Annotated in this window: 17 protein-coding genes; 5 read left to right on the forward strand and 12 right to left on the reverse strand. The window is 35.5% G+C overall.

Going from position 1 to position 25,432, the window contains the following annotated elements:
- Window positions 1–81: 81 nt before the first annotated feature.
- The 4 genes from EQG63_RS00580 to EQG63_RS00595 are packed head-to-tail and all read right to left on the reverse strand — an operon-like array spanning window position 82 to window position 6,592.
- Window positions 82–1,071 (reverse strand): hypothetical protein, encoded by a 990-nt coding sequence (locus EQG63_RS00580; RefSeq protein WP_129433194.1) that lies wholly within the window; start codon window positions 1,069–1,071, stop codon window positions 82–84.
- A gap of 24 nt (window positions 1,072–1,095) precedes the next feature.
- Window positions 1,096–1,923: a hypothetical protein gene (locus EQG63_RS00585; protein ID WP_129433198.1), complete on the reverse strand. Its 828-nt coding sequence runs from the start codon at window positions 1,921–1,923 to the stop codon at window positions 1,096–1,098.
- A gap of 25 nt (window positions 1,924–1,948) precedes the next feature.
- Entirely contained in the window at window positions 1,949–3,433 is a 1,485-nt protein-coding gene (locus tag EQG63_RS00590; protein ID WP_129433201.1) for a SusD/RagB family nutrient-binding outer membrane lipoprotein, read from the reverse strand.
- Between the two features lie 12 nt (window positions 3,434–3,445).
- On the reverse strand, window positions 3,446–6,592 hold the full coding sequence (locus EQG63_RS00595; RefSeq protein WP_129433204.1) for a SusC/RagA family TonB-linked outer membrane protein: 3,147 nt from the start codon (window positions 6,590–6,592) through the stop codon (window positions 3,446–3,448).
- Window positions 6,593–6,785: 193 nt separating this feature from the next.
- On the opposite strand from EQG63_RS00595, the gene EQG63_RS00600 reads away from it, so the two are divergent.
- Window positions 6,786–7,385, forward strand: coding sequence for a ribonuclease HII (locus EQG63_RS00600; RefSeq protein ID WP_129433208.1), 600 nt, complete (start codon window positions 6,786–6,788; stop codon window positions 7,383–7,385).
- A gap of 33 nt (window positions 7,386–7,418) precedes the next feature.
- On the opposite strand, the gene lipB is transcribed toward EQG63_RS00600, so the two are convergent.
- Window positions 7,419–8,111, reverse strand: coding sequence for a lipoyl(octanoyl) transferase LipB (lipB, locus tag EQG63_RS00605; protein WP_129433210.1), 693 nt, complete (start codon window positions 8,109–8,111; stop codon window positions 7,419–7,421).
- 111 nt (window positions 8,112–8,222) lie between these two features.
- A complete protein-coding gene (locus tag EQG63_RS00610) occupies window positions 8,223–8,969 on the reverse strand; it encodes a hypothetical protein (RefSeq protein WP_129433212.1) in 747 nt (248 codons plus the stop codon).
- Between the two features lie 142 nt (window positions 8,970–9,111).
- Here EQG63_RS00610 and lysS point away from each other — a divergent pair, with 142 nt between their 5' ends.
- Window positions 9,112–10,803, forward strand: a complete 1,692-nt coding sequence (gene lysS / locus EQG63_RS00615; protein ID WP_129433214.1) for a lysine--tRNA ligase — start codon at window positions 9,112–9,114, stop codon at window positions 10,801–10,803.
- A 52-nt stretch (window positions 10,804–10,855) separates the two neighbouring features.
- On the opposite strand, the gene EQG63_RS00620 is transcribed toward lysS, so the two are convergent.
- Window positions 10,856–13,000 (reverse strand): TonB-dependent receptor, encoded by a 2,145-nt coding sequence (locus EQG63_RS00620; protein WP_129433218.1) that lies wholly within the window; start codon window positions 12,998–13,000, stop codon window positions 10,856–10,858.
- Window positions 13,001–13,103: 103 nt separating this feature from the next.
- A complete protein-coding gene (locus EQG63_RS00625; protein ID WP_129433221.1) occupies window positions 13,104–13,463 on the reverse strand; it encodes a hypothetical protein in 360 nt (119 codons plus the stop codon).
- A 123-nt stretch (window positions 13,464–13,586) separates the two neighbouring features.
- Between EQG63_RS00625 and EQG63_RS00630 the strand changes: the two genes are divergently transcribed.
- Window positions 13,587–14,030 carry a hypothetical protein gene (locus EQG63_RS00630; protein WP_129433224.1) on the forward strand — a complete coding sequence of 148 codons (444 nt, stop codon included), beginning with the start codon at window positions 13,587–13,589 and terminating at the stop codon, window positions 14,028–14,030.
- 62 nt (window positions 14,031–14,092) lie between these two features.
- Entirely contained in the window at window positions 14,093–14,437 is a 345-nt protein-coding gene (locus EQG63_RS00635) for a hypothetical protein (protein WP_129433227.1), read from the forward strand.
- 50 nt (window positions 14,438–14,487) lie between these two features.
- Here the strand turns inward: EQG63_RS00635 and hemL are convergent, their stop codons facing one another.
- The 4 genes from hemL to EQG63_RS00655 form a co-directional block, all read right to left on the reverse strand.
- A complete protein-coding gene (gene hemL / locus EQG63_RS00640) occupies window positions 14,488–15,774 on the reverse strand; it encodes a glutamate-1-semialdehyde 2,1-aminomutase (RefSeq protein WP_129433230.1) in 1,287 nt (428 codons plus the stop codon).
- Window positions 15,775–15,776: 2 nt separating this feature from the next.
- Complete coding sequence (locus EQG63_RS00645) at window positions 15,777–16,649, reverse strand: glucosaminidase domain-containing protein (RefSeq protein WP_129433233.1); 873 nt, start codon at window positions 16,647–16,649, stop codon at window positions 15,777–15,779.
- Entirely contained in the window at window positions 16,642–17,547 is a 906-nt protein-coding gene (locus EQG63_RS00650) for a 1-aminocyclopropane-1-carboxylate deaminase/D-cysteine desulfhydrase (protein WP_129433236.1), read from the reverse strand. Before EQG63_RS00650 ends, EQG63_RS00645 begins: the two co-directional genes overlap by 8 nt.
- Before the next feature lie 74 nt (window positions 17,548–17,621).
- Window positions 17,622–19,535 carry a T9SS sorting signal type C domain-containing protein gene (locus tag EQG63_RS00655; RefSeq protein WP_129433238.1) on the reverse strand — a complete coding sequence of 638 codons (1,914 nt, stop codon included), beginning with the start codon at window positions 19,533–19,535 and terminating at the stop codon, window positions 17,622–17,624.
- 411 nt (window positions 19,536–19,946) lie between these two features.
- Between EQG63_RS00655 and EQG63_RS00660 the strand changes: the two genes are divergently transcribed.
- A complete protein-coding gene (locus tag EQG63_RS00660; protein ID WP_129433241.1) occupies window positions 19,947–25,397 on the forward strand; it encodes a GEVED domain-containing protein in 5,451 nt (1,816 codons plus the stop codon).
- Window positions 25,398–25,432 lie beyond the last annotated feature (35 nt).

Here is a 25,432-nt window from a genome sequence, read left to right on the forward strand (position 1 = left end):
CATTTGAGCTACAAAAGTAACGAAATCATTAGAAATAAAAAAACCCCGCAAGTGCGGGGTTTTATTTTCAGCAAAAGTAAATTATTTTTTACCTCCAGCTTTTCTAGCTTTGATTACATCAATAAGAGATCTAACTCTTCCTGAAGCAATAATATCACCAGTATTGTAATCTTTTAAAGTCCAAGTATTACCTACTTTTTCTAACTCTCTAACGATTTGGTAATCTGGAGCAGTTAATTTAGTATTCCAAACTTCTGACATATCTAAAGTCTCAGAGAAAACTCCCATTTTACCAGAAGTTAAAATCGCTGGGATTTTGATTGCAGATGGAGTAGAAATACCGTTCATAGAATAGAAACTTGGAACAATGTAATACGTATCATCTGGCAAAGTAGAAGGTAAAATAATTGATTCTGGGCAAGATGTGTAAGAATCATCAACAATGTTGAAACCAGAATCGTACACTTCTAAATCCAAATCAATATCACACCATGCATGTGAAACAGGAGTTGCAGCAGCATCCATAAATGTACCACCTTCAATATTACCATGCGCATTTGGAGCACTTGCAGAAAAATCTAACTCAGTATAAAAGTCGTTAGACGTTTTATTTGCAATAGTAACAGTGATTTTTTGTGATCCTTCGTCAACTAAACCAACTCCATTACCTGCACTAAGCAAAGCAAAAACAGCAGTTTCAGAACCTTCTTTGAACACATCAAATTTAGTACTAATTTGGAAAGTTGTTGAAGTTGCATAAGCTGGTAAAACAATTTTGTCTCCAATTAGTCCCCAACCATCATCCACAACAGTTTCTGTACCAGAAGATGCATAATCTTGTCGGTTTGCAGAACCACTAACTTGTTGCAATTTGAAATCCATTTTGGTTTTGTAAGGTGTGTTAGTTGTTAAAGTAACAGTAATAACATCTCCTTCTGTAACACTAAATGAAGTTGCATCAGCAGAAACTACAGGCTTAATTGTACCATCAGCAGTAATATCCTCTTCTTTATCACATGAAGATAGAATTCCAAGAAGTGCAAAAGCAGCTATAAAATTTTTATATTTCATTTTATTATCTTTTTAAATTAAATACTATCTCACGTAGTTATTAGTATATTGTCTAGGTCCTGCAGCAAAGCTAATTTCGTATTTTGTTTGGAAATTATTCAAAGAATATACTTTACCATCATTACCACCAGGATAAAAATCTGTACCAGTAACTGTGTTAGAATAGAAACCTTGCGCTAGATTTTGATTTGGCATAGTAATATCACCACAAATATCTGTAAAGTTGTATCCAGTATCAGGTGCAATAGAACCAGCAGCCCATTGTCCTGTAGTAGATGTTTTAAAATCATTTACAGCAGGAGAAGAAATAATCTCCGGAGTATAAGTTCTAACAACACCATCATTTCTTGTTACAGTTACCACATAAGTACCCGCAACCTGAGATTGACAACCTACAAAAATAATTCTCAATTTCGCATGGTTTGCAGAAACTACTGCACCATTGCTAACAGCTGTTAAATTTAAAATTAACTCAGTTTTTTGAGTAGGATTTAAATCACCAGTGTTCACAAAAATTGGGAAATTACCAAAAGTCATACCAGCAGGAATAACAATTTTTCCATTGTTATTAACAAAATCAAATTCTACACCTTCCGTTGCAGAAGACGCTGGATCGATAGTATAAGAAACTTCTGTAGGTACAGAAAATGGTTTTCCATCACCACCACCAATTAACGAAAGTGGGAAAGTTCTTTCAACTGGACCTTCATCTGCAAAGTAAGACACAGTAGACAAAGGACTTGTAAAACCAACAATCTTAGGGCTAGTCGTAAAATTGTGGTCTGCTCTAATATCATCATCACAAGATATACCTGCAATAGCTAATGACATTAATAAAATTATTTTTTTCATAATTTAAAAAATTAAGATTAATTAATTAGTACCAGAATGGTCCGGTTGAAAACGCAGAGTTTACACTTTGAGCTGGTACATTAGCTGTATTACCAACTAATTCAGAGTTTGGATATAATAATCTTCTAGGTTTGTTAGGTTGAGTAGCACCAACAATAGTTAAAGGAATAGTATCGATCAAACCAGTTCTTGTATACTCGATGAACGATTCTAAAGCGTTAAGACCACCTTGTAATGCGATGTTTTTTTGGTACATAATTGCCTCTAATTGTTGAGCAGCAGTAGCACCAATTGCACCATACCCTTTACCAGCAACTAAGTTAACATCTACAACATACGTTCCTGGCGTAGCTCCTAATTGTGCCATTGAAGCAGTGATTCCTTCATTAAATAAAGTCTGAGCATCACCTGCTAAATATCCTTCGTGCGCAGCTTCTGCTTGTAAAAATTTACTTTCTGCAAGAGTCATAACGAATCCATCTTGAGCAGAATTTTTAACTAACGCAGGTCCAAGTGTAGAAATACTTGCCGGTGCAGTACCACCATTTACAACCGCTAAATCACCTTGAATAACACCTTGTACAGTACCTCCAATTAAAGAAAATAATCTTCCTCTACGTGGATCTGTTGGTCCTGAATTCAATTTGTCACCCATGTACTTAGAAGCTCTAACAAATCTCATCTCTTGATTTTCAGTAGTTTCATCCACTTGGTATAATAAAGCATAAAATGGGTTTTGTTGTGCAATACCAGCTTTAGAATATCCTGGGTTGATTTTTGCATCTGCATTTAAGAATGACTTACCTGCTAAAGAAGCAAATCCATCAGATAAATAAGTAGATAATGCAACTCCTGAATCCGTTTGACGTAATAATAAACGTAATTTCAACGTGTTTCCGAATTCTTCCCATCTAGACATATCGCCTTTGAAAATAACGTCCTCTGAACCTACAGCAATAGCACCTGGAGTATTCATCATTGCGATCGCTTGATCAACTTGATTTACAAGGTCTCTGTAAATTGCCAAATCATCATCATATTTTGGACTGGTATTTTCAGATCCTAAATGTGCTTCAGAATAAGGAATATCACCATAAATATCAACTAAATACTGAAAGTAAAAAGCTTTCATAATTTTAGCAATCGCTTTGTGATTATCATAACCAACCGCTTTATGATTGATGATGTTAGTCAAGTTTGCTGTATTAAGATAAATATTATCCCAAATGTCTGAATAAAAATTATTATCAATAGCTAAAGAATATTCAGGTGGAGCAGTAACCGCAAATGAATTTACATTCATCCCCCAGTTATTCATGAAAAAGTTCCCTAATCTATTCATTCTTCTAGCCATCGTTCTGTATGGACCAGTCTGAGCATTAGCTAACGCTAAGTCAGGTGTAATCTGCGATAATTGTGGATCATTAGGAGATGTGTTCACATCTAAATAATCATCACAAGAAAATAGCATCATTGCTATTGCAGGTAAAAAATATTTTAATTTCTTCATAGTTTTAGTTTATTAGAAACTTACGTTAATATTGAAACCGATTGTTCTTGTTTGAGGGTATTTTCCAATTGGAGAGAAACCTTGACTGTTAGTATTAGTAGTACCAGCAGCAGAAGTTGCCCCAGAATTAGAGAATTCAGGATCAGCATATCCTCTGTTTTCTTTAGCTAAGAAAATGAAAGGATTTCTTGCATTAACACCAAATTTAACATTAGAAAGTGTAGTTCCAGTTAATAATTTAGCAGGTAAAGTATAACTTAAAGAAATCTCTCTAATTTTTAAAGCAGTAGCATCTAATACTGAATTTTCAGCAATATCAGCATACTCGTCTTGGAAATAAGATAAGAATGAAGAATACGTAGTTCCACCTGTAACAACATTTGTATTTGTAGTATATACACCAGGAGCAGTTTCGATAACTGAGTTAGGATAAATAAACCCTTGACGACCATTAATTGCTGATTCATATAAGTGACCTGACCAAGATAACCAGTCTTTAGTTTCAGCATAGAATTGGTGACCAGTTCTATAATCCATAACAACTCCTAAACGTAATCCTTTGTAATCTACATAACCATTATAGTTTAAAATATAATCTGGCGTAGCTTTACCTAATACTTTGTATTCGGTAGCTCTTACTGGGTTACCAGTTGCAGCATCAATAATTACTCTTCCAGAAGGATCTCTTTCGTAAGCAGTACCTTTAATTAATGGGAACTCTTCACCTTTCACAGCAAAAATACCCGCTTCACCATTGTCAAAAATAGAAACCTCATCAGATTGATCCGTTACTTTATCTACAGTAGTTTTATATGTAGAGAAACCAAATTGGTTAGACCATTTGAAATTATCATTTCTTATAGGGAAAAACTCTAAATCAACTTCAAAACCTTTTGTAGAAGTTTCACCAATGTTTGTTAAGAAATTAGCCAAACCTGAAGTATTAGAAGGTGTAATACCTGTAATCAAATCAGTGTTTTTCTCTGTATAGTAAGAACCACCAAAAATAATTCTATCTGCTAAAAATCCAAATTTACCAGAAAACTCAATAGTTTCCGTAAACTCTGGCTTTAACCCTGGATCTGTAATACTAACAAACTGTTGGAAAGATGAATTAGATCCAAAAGGATATCCAGTACCTAACTGACCAAGTTCATTGATACCATAAATACCATTGTCACCAGGAAACGCACTTCCTGTTTTAACATAAGAAGCAGTCAATTTAGCAGAATTCAAAATTTTTCCGTCTTTTAATGACTCCAAGGCTGTTGGTACAAATGAAATACCAGCTGATGGGTAAAAATAAGTATTAGTTGGTGTTTTATCTCCTGTTAAACGAGACTCCCAATCTTTTCTACCTGTTAAGTTCAAGAACAAATACTCTCCTAAGTTGAAATCAGCATTCACAAATAAACCTTGTGAACGTCTTTGGAATTTCGCGTTATTTGAGAATCTTTCATTGTTATAAGCAGTCGTCGTTCTTGTAAAAGTACGAGGAGCACTAGAAATATTTGTAATGTTGTAAAAACCAGGGATCACTAAATCATCACCACCCACATAAGCTCTTTTTGAATTAAAAGCTTGGTTATTCATACCAATATTACCTTTAAATCCAATTAAACTAGTTAAATCATATTTAAAGTTAACCATTAAATCACTATACAATTTATAACGATTTGCAGTAGTTTGGTCAATTTGAGAAATAGTAGAGTGATCTCCACCCCCTAATTGAAGTAAATCAGTATAACCGTTTCTGTAATAAGAATCAGCAGAATTACGAATGTTATAATCTAACAATGCGTTAACATTGATGTTTTTGTTAATTTCATAATTCACATTAAACTGTGGATTAACATCAGTAATATCGTCATTAAATCTGATATTATTTCTCATCCAGTATGGATTTCTGTAATAAGAAGTCCAAGCACCTTCGTTACCAGAGTTTTCAAACTGTTCTACTGGAATATTAGTAGCCGCTTGATATAATTCTTGTAATAAAGCTTGAGTAGTAGTTGTAGATTTAGTATAAGCATAATTAACTTTACCTTCAACAGTAAACTTATTTAATTTTTTACCTGCTCTAAAAGTTAATGAATTTCTAGATAATTCATCTCCTTTAACAACAAACTCAGTTCTTTGGTTATTGTAAGTAAAGTTAACAAACCCTTTATCTAAATTACCACCAGAAATATTGATGTTATTTTGATATACATTACCAGTGTTAAAGAATTTTTTGATATTATCTTTAATAGGCGAATAAGGAGCATAAATATATTGCCCATTAGCTTGCACCATACCTACTGCCTTAATAGTACCATCAAATTCAGCACCCCAAGCTCCATTTTCATATGAAACATGAGATCCAGACCATCCTTGACCATAACGTGTTTGACGTTGTGCAATAAAGTTCACATCTTCAAAGTCAACAGAAGAGTTTAAAGTTACTTTTACTTTATCTCCTGTAGTACCTCTTTTAGTAGACACGATGATAACCCCATTACGTCCATCTGAACCATAAAGAGCCGCACCTTGCTTACCTTTCATAACGTTAACAGACTCAATGTTTTCTGTAGGAATTCTAGATAAAACATCAAGTGTAGAAATTGCATTATCAATTACCACTAAAGCATTGTTATCTCCAGTAATAGAGTTAGGTGCACGTAATTGAACTCTGTTGTTTTGATTTACACCATTACCAGTATTAATAATTTGTAAACCTGAAACTTTTCCTGCTAAAGCAGAAATTACGTTAGGGTTTTGTGCTTGTGTAAGCTCTTTTGCTTTTACTTGTTCTGAAGAAGAAGTAATCGAACCAACACTTTTCTTAATACCTACCGCTGTTACAACAACTTCAGTTAAACTTGTAGTGGCATCTTGTAACACAGTGTTCATTACATTAGAAGCACCTACTACTTTAGAAAAGTCTCTCATACCCATGAATGAGTAAACAAGAGTTTCTCCCTCTTTAGCTTTGATAGAGTAGCTACCATCAAAACCAGTAGACACTCCGCGTTGTGTACCTTTAACCACAACATTTACACCTGGTAGCGGTCCGCTTGCGTCAGACACAACTCCAGTAATCGTTTTCTCTTGAGCAAAAGAAAACTGCATTGTTAACGCCATTAAAAGCGTAAAAATCCATTTGAACTTTGATCTCATATTAATTTTATTTGAGTTAGTTATTCCGCAAACTTCTTAAATATTTCTTAAATAACCAAATAATACTTCGGAATATTACTATTTATTTAAGTTAAAGTTTTTCACAAGAAACTTGCAGAATTTTCAAATTACTATTAATATGATGATTAATAACGCGAAAGGTTGCGTTGAAATTTATATTTTTGACAAAAAAATGCTTTTACACAATTACAGCGGATTTAAAATTGAGTGTGGTACCGATGAAGCCGGCAGAGGCTGTCTTGCCGGACCTGTTACTGCTGCTGCTGTCATACTTCCTGACCACTTTGAATTGGACTTGTTAAACGACTCCAAACAACTGTCTGAAAAAATAAGAGAAAAATTAAAACCTTTAATAGAAGAAAAAGCCATTTCCTTTGCCGTAACACATCTGGAACCAAAAATAATTGATGAAATCAATATTTTAAACGCCTCGATAAAAGCCATGCAGCAAAGTATTTTAAAACTGCAACCTACACCTATATATATTATTGTCGACGGTAATAGATTTAAACCCATCAACAACATTCCCTATTCCACCATCATAAAAGGGGACAGTAAATACTTGAGTATTGCTGCCGCATCAGTATTAGCCAAAACGTATCGCGACGAATACATGGATAAAATTCACGAAGAATTCCCGATGTACAATTGGAAAAAAAACAAAGGCTACCCCACAAAAGAACATCGCGAAGCGATTGCAAAATACGGCACAACTAAATACCACCGCATGAGTTTCCGATTATTACCAGAACAACTGAAGTTAGAACTATAAAAAAGAGGTTCAATTGCGAACCTCTTTTTTAATTTATACCATTTCTGCTTCAAAAAGCACTTTGAAATGTTTGAGTATTTTTTCTTTTACTTCTGCTTCATCAATTTCTCTACCCAATTCAACATGAAGCGAAGTCACTGCCTTTCCTTTTATCCCACACGGAATAATATTATCAAAATAACCTAAGTTGGCATTAACATTTAAAGCAAAACCGTGCATGGTCACCCAACGGGAAGCACGTACTCCCATCGCACAAATTTTTCGAGCAAAGGGCGTTCCTACTCCCAACCAAACTCCGGTTTCCCCTTCGCTACGCGTTCCTTCCAATCCGTATTCTTTTAAGGTCAGAATAATTACTTCTTCCAGAAAACGCAAATACTTATGAATATCGGTAAAAAAATTTTCCAAATCCAAAATAGGATAGCCAACAATTTGCCCGGGTCCGTGATAGGTGATGTCCCCACCTCTATTAATTTTATAAAAAGTAGCGCCTTTTTCAGTTAACTGTTTTTCAGACAATAATAGATTTGACATGTCGCCACTTTTTCCCAACGTATACACATGCGGATGCTCTACAAACAAAAAGTAATTGTCAGTTTCGATTTCCGGTTGATTTCGCTTTTCAATTTTTTGAGAAACAATTTTCGCAAAAATTTCTTCTTGATAATCCCAAGTCGCTTTATAATCTTTTCGACCTAAGTCCTGGAGTATGATTTTTTTATTCATTTTGTTTTTTTGGGCAACAATTTCCGCCTTCCGTTCCCGCTTTTTATTCGTTGACTTCGAGAGCCTCAGCCAACATAAAAGAGCTTCACTCAAGTCGGGTTGCAATTTTGTCTATTTTTGAAACACTACCTCAAAATTTAATTTTTCAGGTTCGTGAACATATTCATTAAAAGCATGTTCTATCGTAATTGTTTTTCTATCTTCCGAAAATAAAGCCGTTTTATTCGAAACCGACTTCACTGCTTTTGGAAAATGGTACTTCAATATGTATTTTGACGATTCAAAAATCATTTTATAGGAATCGGTCGAATCTTTCGCTTTTTTCAAAGCCACTTTATCCACTATCGCTTTTCTGCTAAATTTCTTCCCATCATAAGCATATTTGATTTTCGAACCATTATTCTCCAACACATTTAAATTCCCCATCGGATTCAAAGAAGTTTCTTTTGCCCCTTTGTTCATTTTTTGCATTTCACTCATGTTATCCATCACATCTTCTAATTCGGAAACCGATTTGAAATCCGTGTCAAAAGCAAAGAAAAACTTTTTGGTCTCGTTATTCATCAGCATTCGCAAATTGAATTTCTCCATCTTTTTTATTTTTTCTTGTTGTGCTTTAGGAAGTTTCGAAATACTGTCCTTTTTTTCTTCAAACAATTGCTTGAATGAAAAAGTAGAATCAATCGGTTTTTCTTTTTTACCTCCCACAGAATCTTGAGGCATCATGGCCATCAACGCCGAGCCGTCTATATTTAAATTATACTTTCCAGTTCCGTCAGTATGAATAGTAATTTCTTCTGTGAAAGTACAACTTGAAAATGCAACAGTCAAAAGCAAATAAAGAAGCGATTTTTTCATAAAAAATTTGTTTTGCCAAAGATACATATTTGAATTTTCAAAATAACAAATCTCAATTAACAAAAGACATACAAAACGTTAAACCTTAAACTTGAAACTTGAAACAAAAAGATTTATCTTTGCAGGCTTTAAAAACAGAATTATGCAACTTTCAGAACAAGAAATCATTAGAAGAGAGAAACTAAACGCATTACGCGAGTTAGGAATTAATCCGTATCCTGCCAATTTGTATCCCGTAAATCATACATCGAAACAAATCAAGGACTCTTTTGAAGAAGGCAAGAAAGTTGTAGTGGCGGGCCGTTTGATGAGCAATCGCGATCAAGGAAAAGCGTGTTTTGCAGAAATTCAAGATAGCGAAGGCAGAATTCAAGCCTATTTCAATCGTGATGTCATTTGCGAAGGCGACGACAAAACCTTATACAATCAAGTATTTAAAAAATTAACCGATTTAGGAGACTATATCGGAATTGAAGGCGAATTGTTCACTACACAAGTAGGCGCACAATGCATTCGTGTATCCAATTTTACGTTCTTGAGCAAAACCTTACGTCCTTTACCGTTACCAAAAACCGACGAAGAAGGAAATGTTTATGATGCTTTTGTAGATCCAGAATTACGTTACCGTATGCGTTATGTTGACTTAGTAGTGAATCCTCAAGTGAAAGAGGTTTTCATGAAAAGAACCAAATTATTCACTGCCATGCGTACTTTCTTCAATGAAGCCGGATACATGGAAGTGGAAACTCCAGTTTTACAATCGATTCCAGGTGGTGCGGCAGCACGTCCGTTCATCACCCATCACAATAGTTTAGACATTCCATTATATATGAGAATCGCCAACGAATTGTATCTAAAAAGATTAATCGTAGGTGGATTTGATGGTGTGTATGAGTTTTCGAAAAACTTCCGCAACGAAGGAATGGACAGAACGCACAATCCAGAATTTACCGCTATGGAAATTTATGTAGCCTACAAAGACTACAACTGGATGATGGAAATGACAGAAAACCTATTAGAATATTGTGCGACACAAGTAAACGGAACTACTGAAGCTACTTTTGGCGAACATAAAGTAAACTTCAAAGCACCGTATGCTCGCGTTACGATGACCGATGCCATCAAACAATTCACTGGTTTTGATATTACTGGTAAATCAGAAGACGAATTACGTGAAGCCGCAAAATCTATGGGTATTGATGTAAATGAAACTATGGGTAAAGGGAAATTAATTGATGAAATTTTTGGTGAAAAATGTGAAGGCAACTTCATCCAACCGACTTTCATTACCGATTACCCAAAAGAAATGTCGCCGTTGTGTAAATCACACCGTGACAATCCAGAACTAACCGAACGTTTTGAATTGATGGTTTGTGGAAAAGAAATCGCCAATGCCTATTCGGAATTAAACGACCCTATTGACCAACGCGAGCGTTTTGAAGCGCAAATGGCGTTAGCAGCCAAAGGGGATGATGAAGCGAATGGCATTATCGACGAAGACTTCTTACGTGCTTTAGAATACGGAATGCCTCCAACATCTGGATTAGGAATTGGAATGGACAGATTAATCATGTTCTTGACCAACAATGCTTCCATTCAAGAAGTGTTGTTCTTCCCACAAATGCGTCCGGAGAAAAAAGGTCCCGAATTAACGGAAGACGAGAAATTTATCCTAGATTTATTAAAAGCAGAAAACAATCAGTCGTTAGCCACTTTAAAAGAAAAATCGGCTTTAAGTGGAAAAAAATGGGATGCTGCTATGAAAGGTTTGGCCAAAACAGGCTTGACAAAAGTAGTGGTTGACGGTGATAATAAAACAGTGGTTTTAGTGTAACGCTAAAATCAATATAATAAAAAAGGGAACTCAATAGAGTTCCCTTTTTTATTTACTTCTTCAGTGAAAGATTGTATTGCAATCCAAAAACAAAAGTTCTAGGAGCCGCAGCAGTATAACTTGACGCAGCATTCGTTACATTACTTCTTGAAACATTATAGGCATACAATTTATCGGTTAGGTTCATAGCATTTACATAGCATTCAATTCCTTTCCATTGGTAACCTACTCTAGCATTAAAAATAGCATAACCTTCGTATTTTACCGTATTGATTTGATTTTGAAACCAACTCGACACCATTTGCCATTCGACAGAAGTTCTAAAATTTGGCAACCATTTTGGATAATAACTTACTTCCGAATTACCCGTCCATTTTGGCGCTGAAGGCATTTCAAAACCATTTAAATCTTTGACCAAATCGGTCGGTTTGTCCGACACTTTAAAATCAATAAATGTATGTTGAGCAGTAGTTCCGCCAACTCTAATTTTAAACTGTTCGCTTGGACAATAATTCACCGCAAATTCAATTCCTTTGTGACGTGTTTCTCCAGCCGATTGATACAAAGTCGAATTGTCTGGCTGGCGAATATTAAGCAATTCGTTTTTGCCTTCCATATAATAAAGCGAATATTCGAAATTTAATTTCTTTTGAAAGAAACTCAACCAACCACCAATTTCATAGTTGTTGAATTTAGCTGATTTTAAATCATAATAAAATTCGGCAAGAACTCCCGTATTTCCACCTGTGCCAGGTTTTGCGCGAAAAATAGAAGTCAATCCTGGTGGTGAAAAGCCTTGTGAATAGTTTCCATAAAATCCAGCATAAGTGAGTGGATTGTAATTAGCTCCCAATTTAAAAGTGAACTGATCAAACATTTTATTTCCAACGGTTTTATCGATATTATTGGTATAATCCAAACTCATATTGTCGTAACGCGCGCCACCTGTAACAATAAGACTTGTCAAAGGTTTTACACTTAATTGAACAAAACCTGCTTTATTGTAAATTTTAGCTTCATAATCGGAAAGACGAATATCAGGGCGTTCGGCGGTGATTTCATAACTACTTACTGTTTGACCACCCGAATTTAAGTTGGCTTTTAAATCAATTTGATACGCATTATAATTCACAGGCGAATAGTCGAAAAGCCCACCTGCCACTACTGCTGTGTTTAAAAAACGGAACGATTGCTGGTGTTGTCCCATTACACCATAACTTTTGAAGTTATTTGAATTGATTTCACCTTTCGCAGTCGTTTTACCGGGTGTCCAACGAATACCATACGACGGATTTTGACCTAACTTATTATTTCTAATAAATACGGTTAATGCAGAATGTGAATTTGGATCCCAATCTCTTTCCAGCAAAATTTTAGTTCGTAGCGCTTCCGATTTTCTATAGGTAAAATTTGTTGTGCTTTTATACGTTCGGTTGTAAAAATCCTTTTCATTCACGCTTCCCGTCATGTCCGAATAATATTGACCGTAGAAAACAGTTCCTATCAATCGGGTTTTGGAATTAATGTTATAGTCAATTCTTCCATTACTATTATCCTTATTGTAGTTGGAAAAAGTCATCCAAGAATCTTTTTGCAGACTAGACAAACCCGCCAGTTGGAAACCAACTTTTCCAATTGTTGTTCCCCCAGCCACTTGTAATCTTCTGTAACCAAATTGGTCGGCTTGAATTCCCATTTTTAATTCGGGTTGCTCACTCGGTTTTACTGAAATTAAATTCACTGCTCCGCCAACAGCTTCCGGACCGTACAAAGACGAAACTGGACCTTTCACCACTTCAATACTTTGCAAATTGAACTGATTAATTTCCAACAAGGCATTGTGATTAAAAACCCCCATCGGACGAATTGGCAAACCATCTTCTAAATACAAATAATAGGCATTGGTCGTCATGGGTTGGCGAATGGCCATCGAATGCTGCTCATTTCCTAAATTGACCATCAAAACGCCAGGTGTTTTATTGATGATTTCATAAACCGCAGTCGCTTTAGTTTCGTTAATTGTTTTTTGAGATAGTTTAGAAATGGCTACTGGAACTTCTTTTTTTGACATCGCACTTCTACTAGCTGTAACCACTACATCTTCTAAAAATTTAGTAGTTGTTGAATCTTTTTTTATGGAATTTTGTCCATACGAAATTTGCCCTAAAACGAGTAAGGCAAAGTATATTTTTTTCATTTTTAAAGTTTAATTATTGCATACTACTCCCAATTGACAAAAGCCAATGAGAAACCTATTCCATTGAAAAACAACAGAATTAAATAGAGTAAAAAACAAATAATTAAACGGTGGGTGGGTGGAAAACGGAAGAAGCACCTTCGTAGCAATACAAATCAGAATAATTGGTAGTGATTGTATTTTGAATACTTTCATTTGAAACTCTAATTTCAAAAGAAGGCAATTGTGCTATAAATAAGGTTTCGAATTCGTGATGTGACGCTTTTTTTTCGTTTTGTAACGGCTTCTCTTCTTCGGAAGCTTTTGCCATTTCTTTCATTAAATGACATTTTCCGTTACATTTCATTTCGGGCTTTGCTTTATTTTCACACAATACTTTTGAGATATAATCATAGTTCACCACATATTCCAGAAGCGGAATTACGGGCTTAATTAAAAGTAATAATCCAAAAAGCAACAGCATTTTTTTCACGATGCAAAAGTACTAGGTTTTTAGCGTTTGATGAAATAAATAAAAAACTTTCTTTTGCAATTAAACCTTTGCTTTTTTCTAAGGTCTTATTGACAAACAATAAATTTAAATACTATGAAAAATTTAATTCTTACAACAGTAGCTATAGTAACATTAAGCATCTCTGGAATCGCACAAGAAAGAAAACAAGGTGAAAAATTATCAATGGAACAAAGAAATCAATTGCAATTAAAAAAAATGACAATGGAATTGGATTTGAACGAAAGTCAACAAAAAGAAATGTCAAAAGTAATTGCAGAACAAAACGCCAAACGTGAAGCTAAAATAGCTGAAATGAAAGCCAATAAGGAGGCCAAAAAAGAATTAACTGCCGATGAGAAATTTAAAAAGAAAAACGAAATGCTTGATGCTCAGATAGCGCACAAAGCTAAAATGAAAAAGATTTTAAATGAAAAACAATTTGAAAAATGGGATGCCAATCAAGATAACAGACATAAAAAAATGAGAGACCACAGAAACAAACGCAAAAGCCATGCATCTGAAAAGGAAATAAAATAGTTTTGTAATGTTATGTTTTTTGTTTAGCTTTGAAATGTTCAAAAAAAAATTAAACATTAAAAATGAAAAAAATAGTATCCATATTTTTGTTCCTTTTAGCATTTACTTTCAATGCTCAGGCACAAACAGAAGCAAAAGCAGAAGTTATTTATAACGCGAAAGCAAAAAGTGATTTAAAAGATCTAGTAAGTGTAGCTGATATCAGTGCAGACAGCAGTTTGTTTAACGGTATTTACAAATTATTTGTAACCAAACACGAACAATTGGCGAATCCTGCCATTACTGCTGAAGAAAAAACAGCAATTACAAAAATGGTAACAGAAAAATTAATTGGAAGCTTAAGTGCTGAACAATATAAAGCTATTGCCGACAACCCTAAATTATTTCAAAAATTAACAAGTCAATAGTCTTGTCATAATTAATAAAAGAAAAATCCCGCTAATGCGGGATTTTTCTTTTATAGTTTTTTAGATACGGTATCAATTGCCGCAATCGTAAAGTCTAAATCCTCATAAGTTAAGGCATCGGTAATAAACCAGGTTTCATAAGCAGAAGGCGCTATATAGACACCTTCTTTCACCAATCCGTGAAAGAAATCCTTAAAACGTTGGTTATCGCCATTTTTAGACGTATTGAAATCATACACTTCGTCTTTATCAAAATGCACCGATATCATTGAACCTACACGGTTAATTGTATACTCGATATTATTTTTTGTCAGTACCTCACGAATTCCTTTTTCTAAATAGGCTGTCTTCTCTTCTAATCTTTTAAAAATTTGAGAATCAGCATTTAATTCTTGTAACATTGTTAGACCTGCCGCCATGGCTAAAGGATTTCCTGATAAAGTTCCTGCTTGATATACTGGACCAAGAGGTGCTAAATAATTCATGATTTCTTTTCGGGCTGCAAAAGCACCGACTGGCAATCCGCCACCAATTACTTTCCCAAAACAAACAACATCGGCTTTAACATCATACAATTCCTGCGCCCCACCTTTTGCCAATCGAAATCCCGTCATTACTTCATCAAAGATAAGCAAGGTGTTATTCTCATCACAAAGACGTCTTAAATCGTTTAAAAAACCATTTTTTGGCGGTATACAACCCATGTTTCCTGCGACAGGCTCGATAATAATAGCTGCAATTTGATTTTTATTGGCTTCAAACAATGCTTTTACATTTTCGATATCATTATAATTTGCCAACAAAGTATCTTTAGCCGTACCCTCTGTTACACCAGGACTATTAGGAGAACCAAAAGTAATGGCACCACTTCCCGCTTGAATTAAAAACGAATCGGAATGACCATGATAACAACCCGCGAATTTGATAAATTTATCTCTACCTGTAAATCCACGCGCTAATCGAATGGCGCTCATACACGCTTCGGTACCTGAATTCACAAAACGTATTTTATCAATATTAGGCACCATTGAAACCGCTAACTCAGCGATTTGCGTTTCAATTTCAGTTGGCATTCCAAAAGAAGTACCTTTTTTAGCTTTTTCAATTACCGCATTCACAACAGGCGCATAGGCATGACCTAAAATCATAGGCCCCCAAGAATTGATGTAATCAATTAAACGATTTCCGTCTTCATCATACAAATATGCACCTTTGGCTTCTTTCACAAAAATGGGAGTTCCTCCAACATATTTAAAAGCACGAACTGGCGAATTAACACCACCCGGAATCACTTTTTCGGCTTCAGCAAAGAGCTGACTACTTCTTTGATATAACATGGTTATTTTATTATAAGTGTTTGTCCAATTGAAATAGCATTATCCACCAAGTTATTTTTGGTTTTTAATACCTCAATTGAAATATTGTATTTTTTCGAAATGGCATATAAGGTTTCCCCTTGAAGCACGGTGTGAGTCAATTCGGCAATTTCTTCCTTCTTTATTTCTGTTTTTAGAGCAACTACTGGTACAGCCGAGGTAGCATTTGGCGCGACGTACTCGATACCTAACACTTCCGAATCAAACCTTTGCAATTGGTATCGATTAATAATTCCGATTAATTTTTCAGGATATTTCGGATCGGTGGCATATCCCGACTTTTTTAAGCCGTAAGCCCATCCTTTAAAATCGTTTTTTTCCAATTTGAACAAGGGATTGTACCAAGGGCGACTGGTTAAAAAAAGAGAATGATCGCGGTAGGATTCACCAGGTTGTTCATACTTTCTAAAACATTCTTGAGCCGCATCATCATCATGGCGGACACTATCGCCTGACCATTCTTTATGGCATTTAATTCCGAAATGATTATTGGCTACATTTGCTAATTTCCCAGTTCCAGCACCCGATTCCAGAATTCCTTGTGCCAAGGTTATACTGGCTGGAATCCCGTGTTCTTTCATATTGTTTTTTGCAATTTCTTTAAATTGATTGATGTAAGCATTTACAATTTCTGCAGTAACTTTTACTTTAGAAGTAGCAATAAGTTCTTCCGTCTTTCTAGATTCGTCAATTATAATTCTATCTTCTGGTTTTATCGACTTCTTTTTGGTAGCGACAACTGAAGGCACAGGCTTTCTCGAAGCTTGAATTTTAGGCTTTGAAGCACCACAACCTAGTAACGAAAAGGCAATAAGTATGTAAAATATTTTATTCATCAAATGCAATCTTAGTCATTTTTCTTTTTTCTAATAGCTGATTCATTCCTTGCACACCTTGCAATCCGCCAGTATGAATCATCAGTATTTTGGAATGGGGTGGAAAATAGTCTTTTTCAATTAAATCTAAAACGCCAAAAACCATTTTACCAGTATAAATAGGATCTAACGGAATTTTTGTTTGTTTAAAAAACTGATTAATAAACCCTATAAACTCATTAGTTACTTTTCCATAACCCCCAAAATGATAATGAGTCATCAACTCCCAATTTTTATTTTTTGCAAACTTACGAATTTCATCTTGTAAAAAATCACCTTTCAAGGCAGGAAACCCAATAACTTTTTGATGTTCTGCAACTGAATTAATAAGACCCGCTATTGTTCCACCGGTTCCTACTGCGCAACATATATAATCGAATTGTTTCTCTTCAACTTGAAGAATTTCTTCACAACCTTTCACTGCTAATGCATTTGTACCCCCTTCGGGTAAAATCAAACAGTCACCGTATTTTGACTGAAGATAGTGTTTAAATGCCTCGGTATCTTTTTCACGGTATTGTTCCCTGGTTACGAATTCAAATTTCATTCCATTTTTTTGTGCAAATTGCAACGTCGGATTTTCATGAATTTTAGAAGGCAATTCTTCCCCCCGAATGACTCCGACACAATTAATATTTTTCTCTTTACATGCAAAAGCAACGGCAGCAATGTGATTCGAAAAAGCGCCTCCAAAAGTAACCAAAGAGTCATAGTCTTTTACTTCAACATCTGCAAGATTGTATTTCAATTTTCGAAACTTATTCCCCGAAACAAAAGAATGAATAGCATCCTCTCTTTTTATGTAAAGTGAAATGTCATTTTTAAATGGAAGTGCTATTTTTTGATTTTCAGTAATCACTTTGCAAAAGTATAATTTATTTAAAACAAAAAAGCAGCCTGTTCAGACTGCTTTATTTGTTTATAGAATAGTTTTTAATTTAACTTAGAAACAGAAACTTTTTTAGTAATTTCTTGATTCGTGCTAGTTATTAATTTTACAATATAGACGCCATCGCTTAAATTAGCAGTACTAAATTCGTAACTGTCGTTTTTACCTAAATTTGTTTTAGATAAAATTGATTTTCCAGTCACATCAAACAAACTCAATGATCTTAAGTCAAGTTGTGAAGGATTTTTAATTGTCAACATACTACTTGTATTGTTTTGAAACACATTCAAATTAGCCACTGGCTCAACATATTCTCCCTGAACTGGTTTTTTATTGTCTTTAAACGTAATTTCATATCGAGTAGTATTAATACCCGCTGGCAAAGTCAATTCAAATTGAGTATTTTTAATATCATGATAGGTATCCAATTCTTTGTCATGTAAAAAAACTTCGCTTACTTTATCAAAGTTAACAAACTCAGCTACTCGCATAATAAATTTAGACTCCACGTCGTTTTTAAATCCTAAAGGGTATTTATTTTCAATATTAAATTTATTGGCATTGTGCACAAACTGAGAATTTAACATTGGAAAATAAACATCTACTGGTAAACTGCCCTCTCCTGTCATAGAATCTGCAGGATCATAACCTTCGATTGCATTCGGCATAAACACTAATGCCATTTGACGAATTGCACCAGTACTCAACATTGTATGCACCATAATGTGAGGCGTTGGAGCCTTACTAATTTTTGAATAATCTTTCCCTCTTAAATTCGGAATATCTCCATAATAACCATATCTATCGGTTCCTGTTTTTTCACTTGCATTTTCACCACCTTCTTGATTTGCTCTGGCAAACTCAGAATTATTCACAATCCCTTCTCTTCTAAACACTCTGTGTGTATTATTGATGACAAAATTACCAGCCACATTAGTAATCCCAGCCAAACTAGAATTTCTAATCATAAAACCTTGTCCTATAGGTGAGAATCTTCTTTCAAAAGCATTTCCTGAACCTGTTGGTCCCCCTGTTGGCATCCCTAACACGTTTGGCGCCTGATAAGTAGCTGCAGTATACGTATTTGAAGCTCCATTATACACTCCGTAACCTCCTCTGTATGCTGCTAAAAGGTGTGAATTAACAGATTTATCATGTTCCCAAAATAAAGCAGTTCCATCACAAACATCCAGTCCTGCAGGTCCATTATCAACCAGTAAATCTTGCAAATCGATAGCACTCGGGTAAGGATTACCTGTCAAGGTTTTAGTATCAACAATCATGGGTATAAGAATAGTACCATCATTTGGAATTCCTCTAAAATCATAACGCTGATTTCCTGATGCTTTTGCAGTAGCAATTGCAGATCTATTAGCCCCTGCACCGGTATATGGAATTATTGCATCTGCTCCACTAGTTCCTTTCATTGTGAATCCTTGACCTGCACTCATTGCTGCAGCACTTCCTACATATGCCCATTGTGCATACAAAGTAGAATTGGCAAATTTATAAATCCATCGAGATGAAATACTCAAAGCTCCGTTAGAACTCGTACCATCAAACCCAGTAACAGGTGTATTCGCTGCAAACGAAGTCAAATTTAAGTTTACATTAGGAACCCCTATTTGTGTAATCCCAAAAGGCTGATTACCCCCTGCAGTAGCACCACCAACTGGCGAACACCAATAGTTGTATTGAAAATTATTTACAGAACCTTCTTGATAAACCGATAAAGCACCAGCACCAATATTATTCCCGTTTACGGCTGCCGTACCTTGCAACAACTGGCCATCTCTACGCAGATAAATATTACTAGTAGTTGCATTAAGATTTACATTTCCAGTAACATACACATATTGATCACCAACGTACATGTAGGTGTTAGGACTTACATACATTTGTGCCTTTAACGAAAAAGAAAGGAATAAAATTCCTAAAACAGGGTATAATTTTTTCATAAACAACCATTTTTAATTAAACTAAATTTACATTAGTTTAACATTTAAAACAATAATAATTAATTTTTAAAACACCTTAATAACAAAAAATAATTAATCGTTAAAGTGTATTTTTTTATCGACAAAAAACACAAAACATTGATTTCATAATATTTTAAAAAAATCACAAAATAATTTGGTTTTGTTAAAAAATTCACAATTCCTATGTTTTATTTTAAAAAAAGCAATGAAATAGCCATTTAGCATACTTGATTTAAAAAAAAGAAACAAGAAACAATCGACAAAAGAACAAATATTATCGACAAACCACACATTTCTACATAAAAAAATTTGGAAAAATATATTTTTATTTCTATTTTTACTATCAATCCCAAATTCAAGAAGTTTAAAAATCAACTAATTACGCGTCACATGATAAAAAATTACCTTACTTTCATCTTAAACAAGTACAGTGCTATACTGGTTTTTGTTTTTGCTTTTTTGTTTACCAATTATTCATTTGCGCAATCCCCATTTGTAGATAATACTCCCGGAGGATCTGAAACATTTATCGTTCCAACTGGCGTAACATCAATAACTGCATCCATTTGGGGTGCTGGTGGTGGTGGTGGTGGATCAAACTCTAACAACGACGGTGGATCCGGTGGTGGTGGTGGTGGTGCTACAACAATTGTTATTGCTGTTACACCAGGAGACACATTTACCTACACGGTTGGAACCGGAGGTAATGGAGGATTATCGACAGCTGGTATCGGGGGCAATGGAACAAATACGACATTTATCAATGTAGGATTAGGAATAAACTTGCTTGGTAATGGAGGTACTGGCGGAGGACCAAATAGAGGTGCAGCTGGTACTGGAGGAACTGCGTCTGGCGGAACCACAAACATGACAGGGCAAAATGGTACCGTTGGAGATATCTCGGGACAAGTAGGAGGTAACTCAGGTGCCGTTGTAGGAATATTTGGATTTGGAGGAGCTGCCGTGACAAATAGCACAGGAAACCCTGGAACCATACCAGGAGGTGGTGGTAGTGGTGGTGAACGCGGTGGTGGAAACCGTGCTGGTGGTGCTGGCGCTAATGGACAGGTTAGAATCACTTTCACTTGCCCTACTTATGTAGTCAATGCTGGTCCTGACCAAACACTTGTAGCATGTGCAACCACAGCAACTTTAGCTGGAAGCGCTATCCCTGTTGGGACTACAGGAACTTGGACATTAATTTCAGGTGCCGCAACAATAACTAATCCGAACTTACCTAATACTGGAATTACTGGTTTAATTCCGGGTACACCCGCAACTTTACGCTGGACAATCACTAATGGAACTTGTGGAAACACAACCGATGACGTCATAATCACACCTGTCGTAGGTGGTGGATGTACACCTTACTGTATCCCAAATTATACAACATCAGTTGACCCCATTACAAATGTTAATTTTGCCGGAATAAACAATCCTACTTCAAATGTGGTAAATGGCACACCTGCTTATCAAATTTTCTACACTCCGACAGGAACTGTAGAACAAGGTGAAACCTACCCTATTTCAATTTCTGGAAATACAGTTGGAAACAACACATATGGAATAAGAGTGTTTTTTGACTGGAATCAAGATGGAGATTTTCTTGATGGGGGAGAAACATTTGATGGCGGTGCAACTTGGTCATTGAATAACACAACAGGCGGTCCTTCTTTTAACAATTATATAACCGTCCCTATTGCTGCTTTAACTGGTACAACAAGAATGCGTGTTACTTTCATGAGAGGTGCGTTTTCAGGATCATGTACAGTTGGCGCACAAAGAGGGCAAATTGAAGATTATTTAGTAAATATAACACCTGTGTCTTGTAGAGTTCCAACCGCAATTTTGGCAGGTGCAATTACAGGAACAACAGCCACAATTAGCTGGACAGCACCTGCTCCTGCTCCATCAAATGGATATGATTATTACATTTCCACAGTAAATGCAGCCCCTGGAACAATTGCCCCACTTATCACTCCTCCTACCGGATCGGTTGGAGCTGGTATAACTTCTGTAAATTTAACTGGACTTACACCAGGTATGATATATTATGTTTGGGTAAGAGGAAATTGTGGCGGCGGAGATACTAGTGTCTGGTCAGCATCAATTAACTTTACCACTACATTAGGTAATAATGAATGTGCTGGTGCAATTATCGTTCCAGTTAATGCAGGTGCAAATTGTGAAAGTGCCTTAGAAGGTACTACCAATACTGCAACTGCTTCTGCAGAAAGCGGAGTAACTTGCGCAGGAACAGAAGATGATGATGTTTGGTATAAATTTGTCGCTACTGCTGTCAACCATAGAATATCTGTTATACCGGGTCACTCCCCTGCAGCGAATGGTGATTATAATTTTGAAGTTTTTGCACAAGCATTAGGCAATTGTGCAACAAAAGTAAATGTAGGATGTGCAGCTGTTGCTGCTGGAGCAACCGAAACACTTTCTTTAGTAACAGTAATTGGAACAACATACTTTGTAAGAGTTTACACAAGTTCAAATTCTGCAGCACTTAGAGGAAACTTTACGATTTGCGTAACTACCGGAAATGCAACACACAGTTCAAATTCTGCCGCTGTTGGAACATACACAATTCATCCAACTGCAGGATATAGTAATCGATACATTAACGACTATAACACTACAGGACCTATGACTAATACGGTCAACATGAACACTGGACGTTATATCACTGGATACAAAGACTACACAGCACTTACAGCCGCAACTCAAGTTCCTAATGGTGGTGTAAATATTGATATTTATTTAGCACGTTCTCGTCAAAATATAAAAGCTTGGGTCGATTGGAACAACGATGGTACTTTCACAAATGCAGCACCAGAATTAGTATATTCATCTGGAGGAGTTCAAAGTATCGCCACTTCTTTTGGATTTGTTGTACCAGGAGGTACTGCACCTGGAAATTATAGAGTTAGAGTTCGTTCCTACGAATTTGCAATCGCTTCTTTACTACCATATGGTTATTTAGAAAACGGAGAAACAGAAGATTATACATTAACTGTAATTCCAGATTGTACTGCAAAAATAACATCTGTGACTGACGGAACTCGTTGTGACACAGGAACCGTAAACTTAGTTGCAACTGCTGCTGGCGCACCAACACAATTTAGATGGTATGATTCAGAAACTGGAGGTTCATTGGTAGGCACATCAGCAACAGGAAACTGGACTACTCCTTCAATAAGCACAACCACAACATATTGGGTTACTGCTTTTAACGGATGCGAATCTTTATTAAGAACCAAGGTCATTGCAACTGTATATTCCACAGCCATTATTTTCGTAACTCCTTCAGTACCTGAAGTTTGTGGAGAAAATAACATAATTTCTATTACCGCCGCAGGAGATTTCATCGTAACTGATTTAATAAATGAAAAATTTGAAACTGCTGGTAGTTTAGGTACAATGTCCAGTATCATCATTGGTGGTGCCGGTGATGCATTAACACGTTGGCAACAAAAATCAAGTGTTTTTGTTCCTGTAGGTAGTGTTTGGAAACCCGCTATTAGCTCAAGAGAAGCTGGTAATGGATTTGCTTTTGCAACCTCTGATTATAATTTGGATGTTAATACTTCACTACAGTCAGCTACATTTGACACTACTACATTTACAGATTTAACATTAACCTTTAGACACTACTATTCGTACTATGGAGTGCCATATGATGGTGCATTTGTAGAAGTTTCAACTGATGGCGGTGTCATTTGGAATCCTGTTTTAAATTACAACTCAGATCAAGCTGTTGCTTCTAATTTTCAGCTAGTTACTGTTAATATGAATGCTTACATCAACCAACCCACTTTAACTATTAGATTTAGATATAACGCTAAGTTTTGTGACGGTTGGGCAATAGACGATGTGCGTTTATTTGGTAACACTCCGCTAAACACAACGTTTTCATGGAGTGGTGGTGCAGTTGATGCTTTCATAGATGGAGCGTGCACCATACCTTACGTCGCACAATCTGTATCAACGGTATTTGTTAGACCAACACCAGCTCAATTGGCAGCTCCAAGTTGGTCCTTTACAGCTACAGCAACATTATTCAATGGATGTCCTGTTTCAAGACTGATAACCATTAATAACAAAACTAAACTTTGGACTGGAACAGCAAGTGATGATTGGTATAATGCCAACAATTGGTCACCAGTAGGTGTTCCTGATGCAAATACTTGTGTCGTTGTTTATAACGGTCCATTTGATTCAAAAATCAACACAATAGCAAATGATGCCTTCGCAAAATATGTAATTGTAAGACCTTCAGGAGATTTACAAATACTCCCTGGCAACGATCTTACTATTACCGATCAATTAACAGTTGAACCTGGAGGTATTTTTAATTTAGAAAATAGCGCTAATTTGATTCAAGTAAATAATACTACCAACACTGGTTCTATTAACATGAGAAGAAATACTAACATTAAACAATTTGACTATGTCTATTGGTCGACTCCTGTAGCTAGTTTTTCTTCAAGTGCCATTTCCCCTGCATCAACATTCCTTTACAAATGGGAACCAACAACGATTACTGGTTATGCGAGTAATTTTGGAAATTGGGCAAATGGAAGCGAAGCAATGACTTTAGGTAGAGGTTATATTGTTAGAGCACCAAGTTCCTATGGAACCGTTGCTTCAAATTATACTGCTACATTTACAGGTGTACCAAACAATGGAGACATTACAACACCTATATCTAGAAGTACGTATGTTGGTGCTCCATATGCAGGCCCAACAAGTACATTAGTAACATTAAATGATGACAATTGGAATTTAATTGGTAATCCATATCCTTCTTCAATTAGCGCAGATGCCTTTTTAACGAATAACTCAACAAAAATTGCAGGATTTATTAGAATTTGGACTCATGGAACGCCACCAATTAGTGCCGTAGATCCATTCTACCAAAATTATACTTACAATTACGTTTCTTCCGATTATATCACGTATAATTTACTAGGAGGAACTGTACCTGGATTTGATGGTTATATCCCAGCTGGACAAGGATTCTTCACACTTATGCAAGATGCTGCTGCCACTCCAAACACTGTTGGTTTTACAAATAGTATGAGAAGTAGTGCGTATAGAAATGATCAATTCTATAAAACTGCTGAAAACAAAAATAAAACCCAAGTTGACAAACATAGAATTTGGCTAGACTTATTAGATTCGAGCAAAACTGCCAGCAGAACTCTAGTTGGATATGCAACTAATGCAACTAATAGCTTCGACAACTTATATGATGCTGTTGCATCTGCTGGAAAATCTAAATTTGAATTATATTCAATAATCGATTTAGAAGAAGTTCGAATTCAAGGAAAATCGCTTCCATTTAACCAAGACGATCAAATTAAATTAGGATTTGCAGCTTCCAAAAATGATACCTACACAATTGCAATAGCATATTTAGATGGGTTATTTAAAGATAAAGACCAAAAAATACTTTTAGAAGACACCTATTTAAAAGTAACACACGAATTGTCTGCAACCCCTTATGAATTTAGTTCAGATAAAGGAAAATATAACGATCGATTCATATTAAAATATTCTAAAAAAGAATCAACTACAACTGATGTTTCGGCTGTTACTTCTATTTCCTCTGTGAATGTATATACTACGACAAGTGTGAATGTAAAATCAACAGAATTCAACATAAAAACCGTTGAAGTATTTGATATACAAGGAAAAAAATTATTTAACACCGAAAGTGTAAATAAAAAAGAATTAGAAATCGCTCAATTAAGACCTACATTAGGAGCTCTTTTAGTAAGAGTAACTTTGGTGAATGGCGATGTACAAACGAAAAAAATAATCTATTAATAAACTATTTATTTCTTTAATTTAAAAGCTCTTTG

This window comes from Flavobacterium amnicola, assembly GCF_004122165.1.
Classification (GTDB): Bacteria; Bacteroidota; Bacteroidia; order Flavobacteriales; family Flavobacteriaceae; genus Flavobacterium; species Flavobacterium amnicola.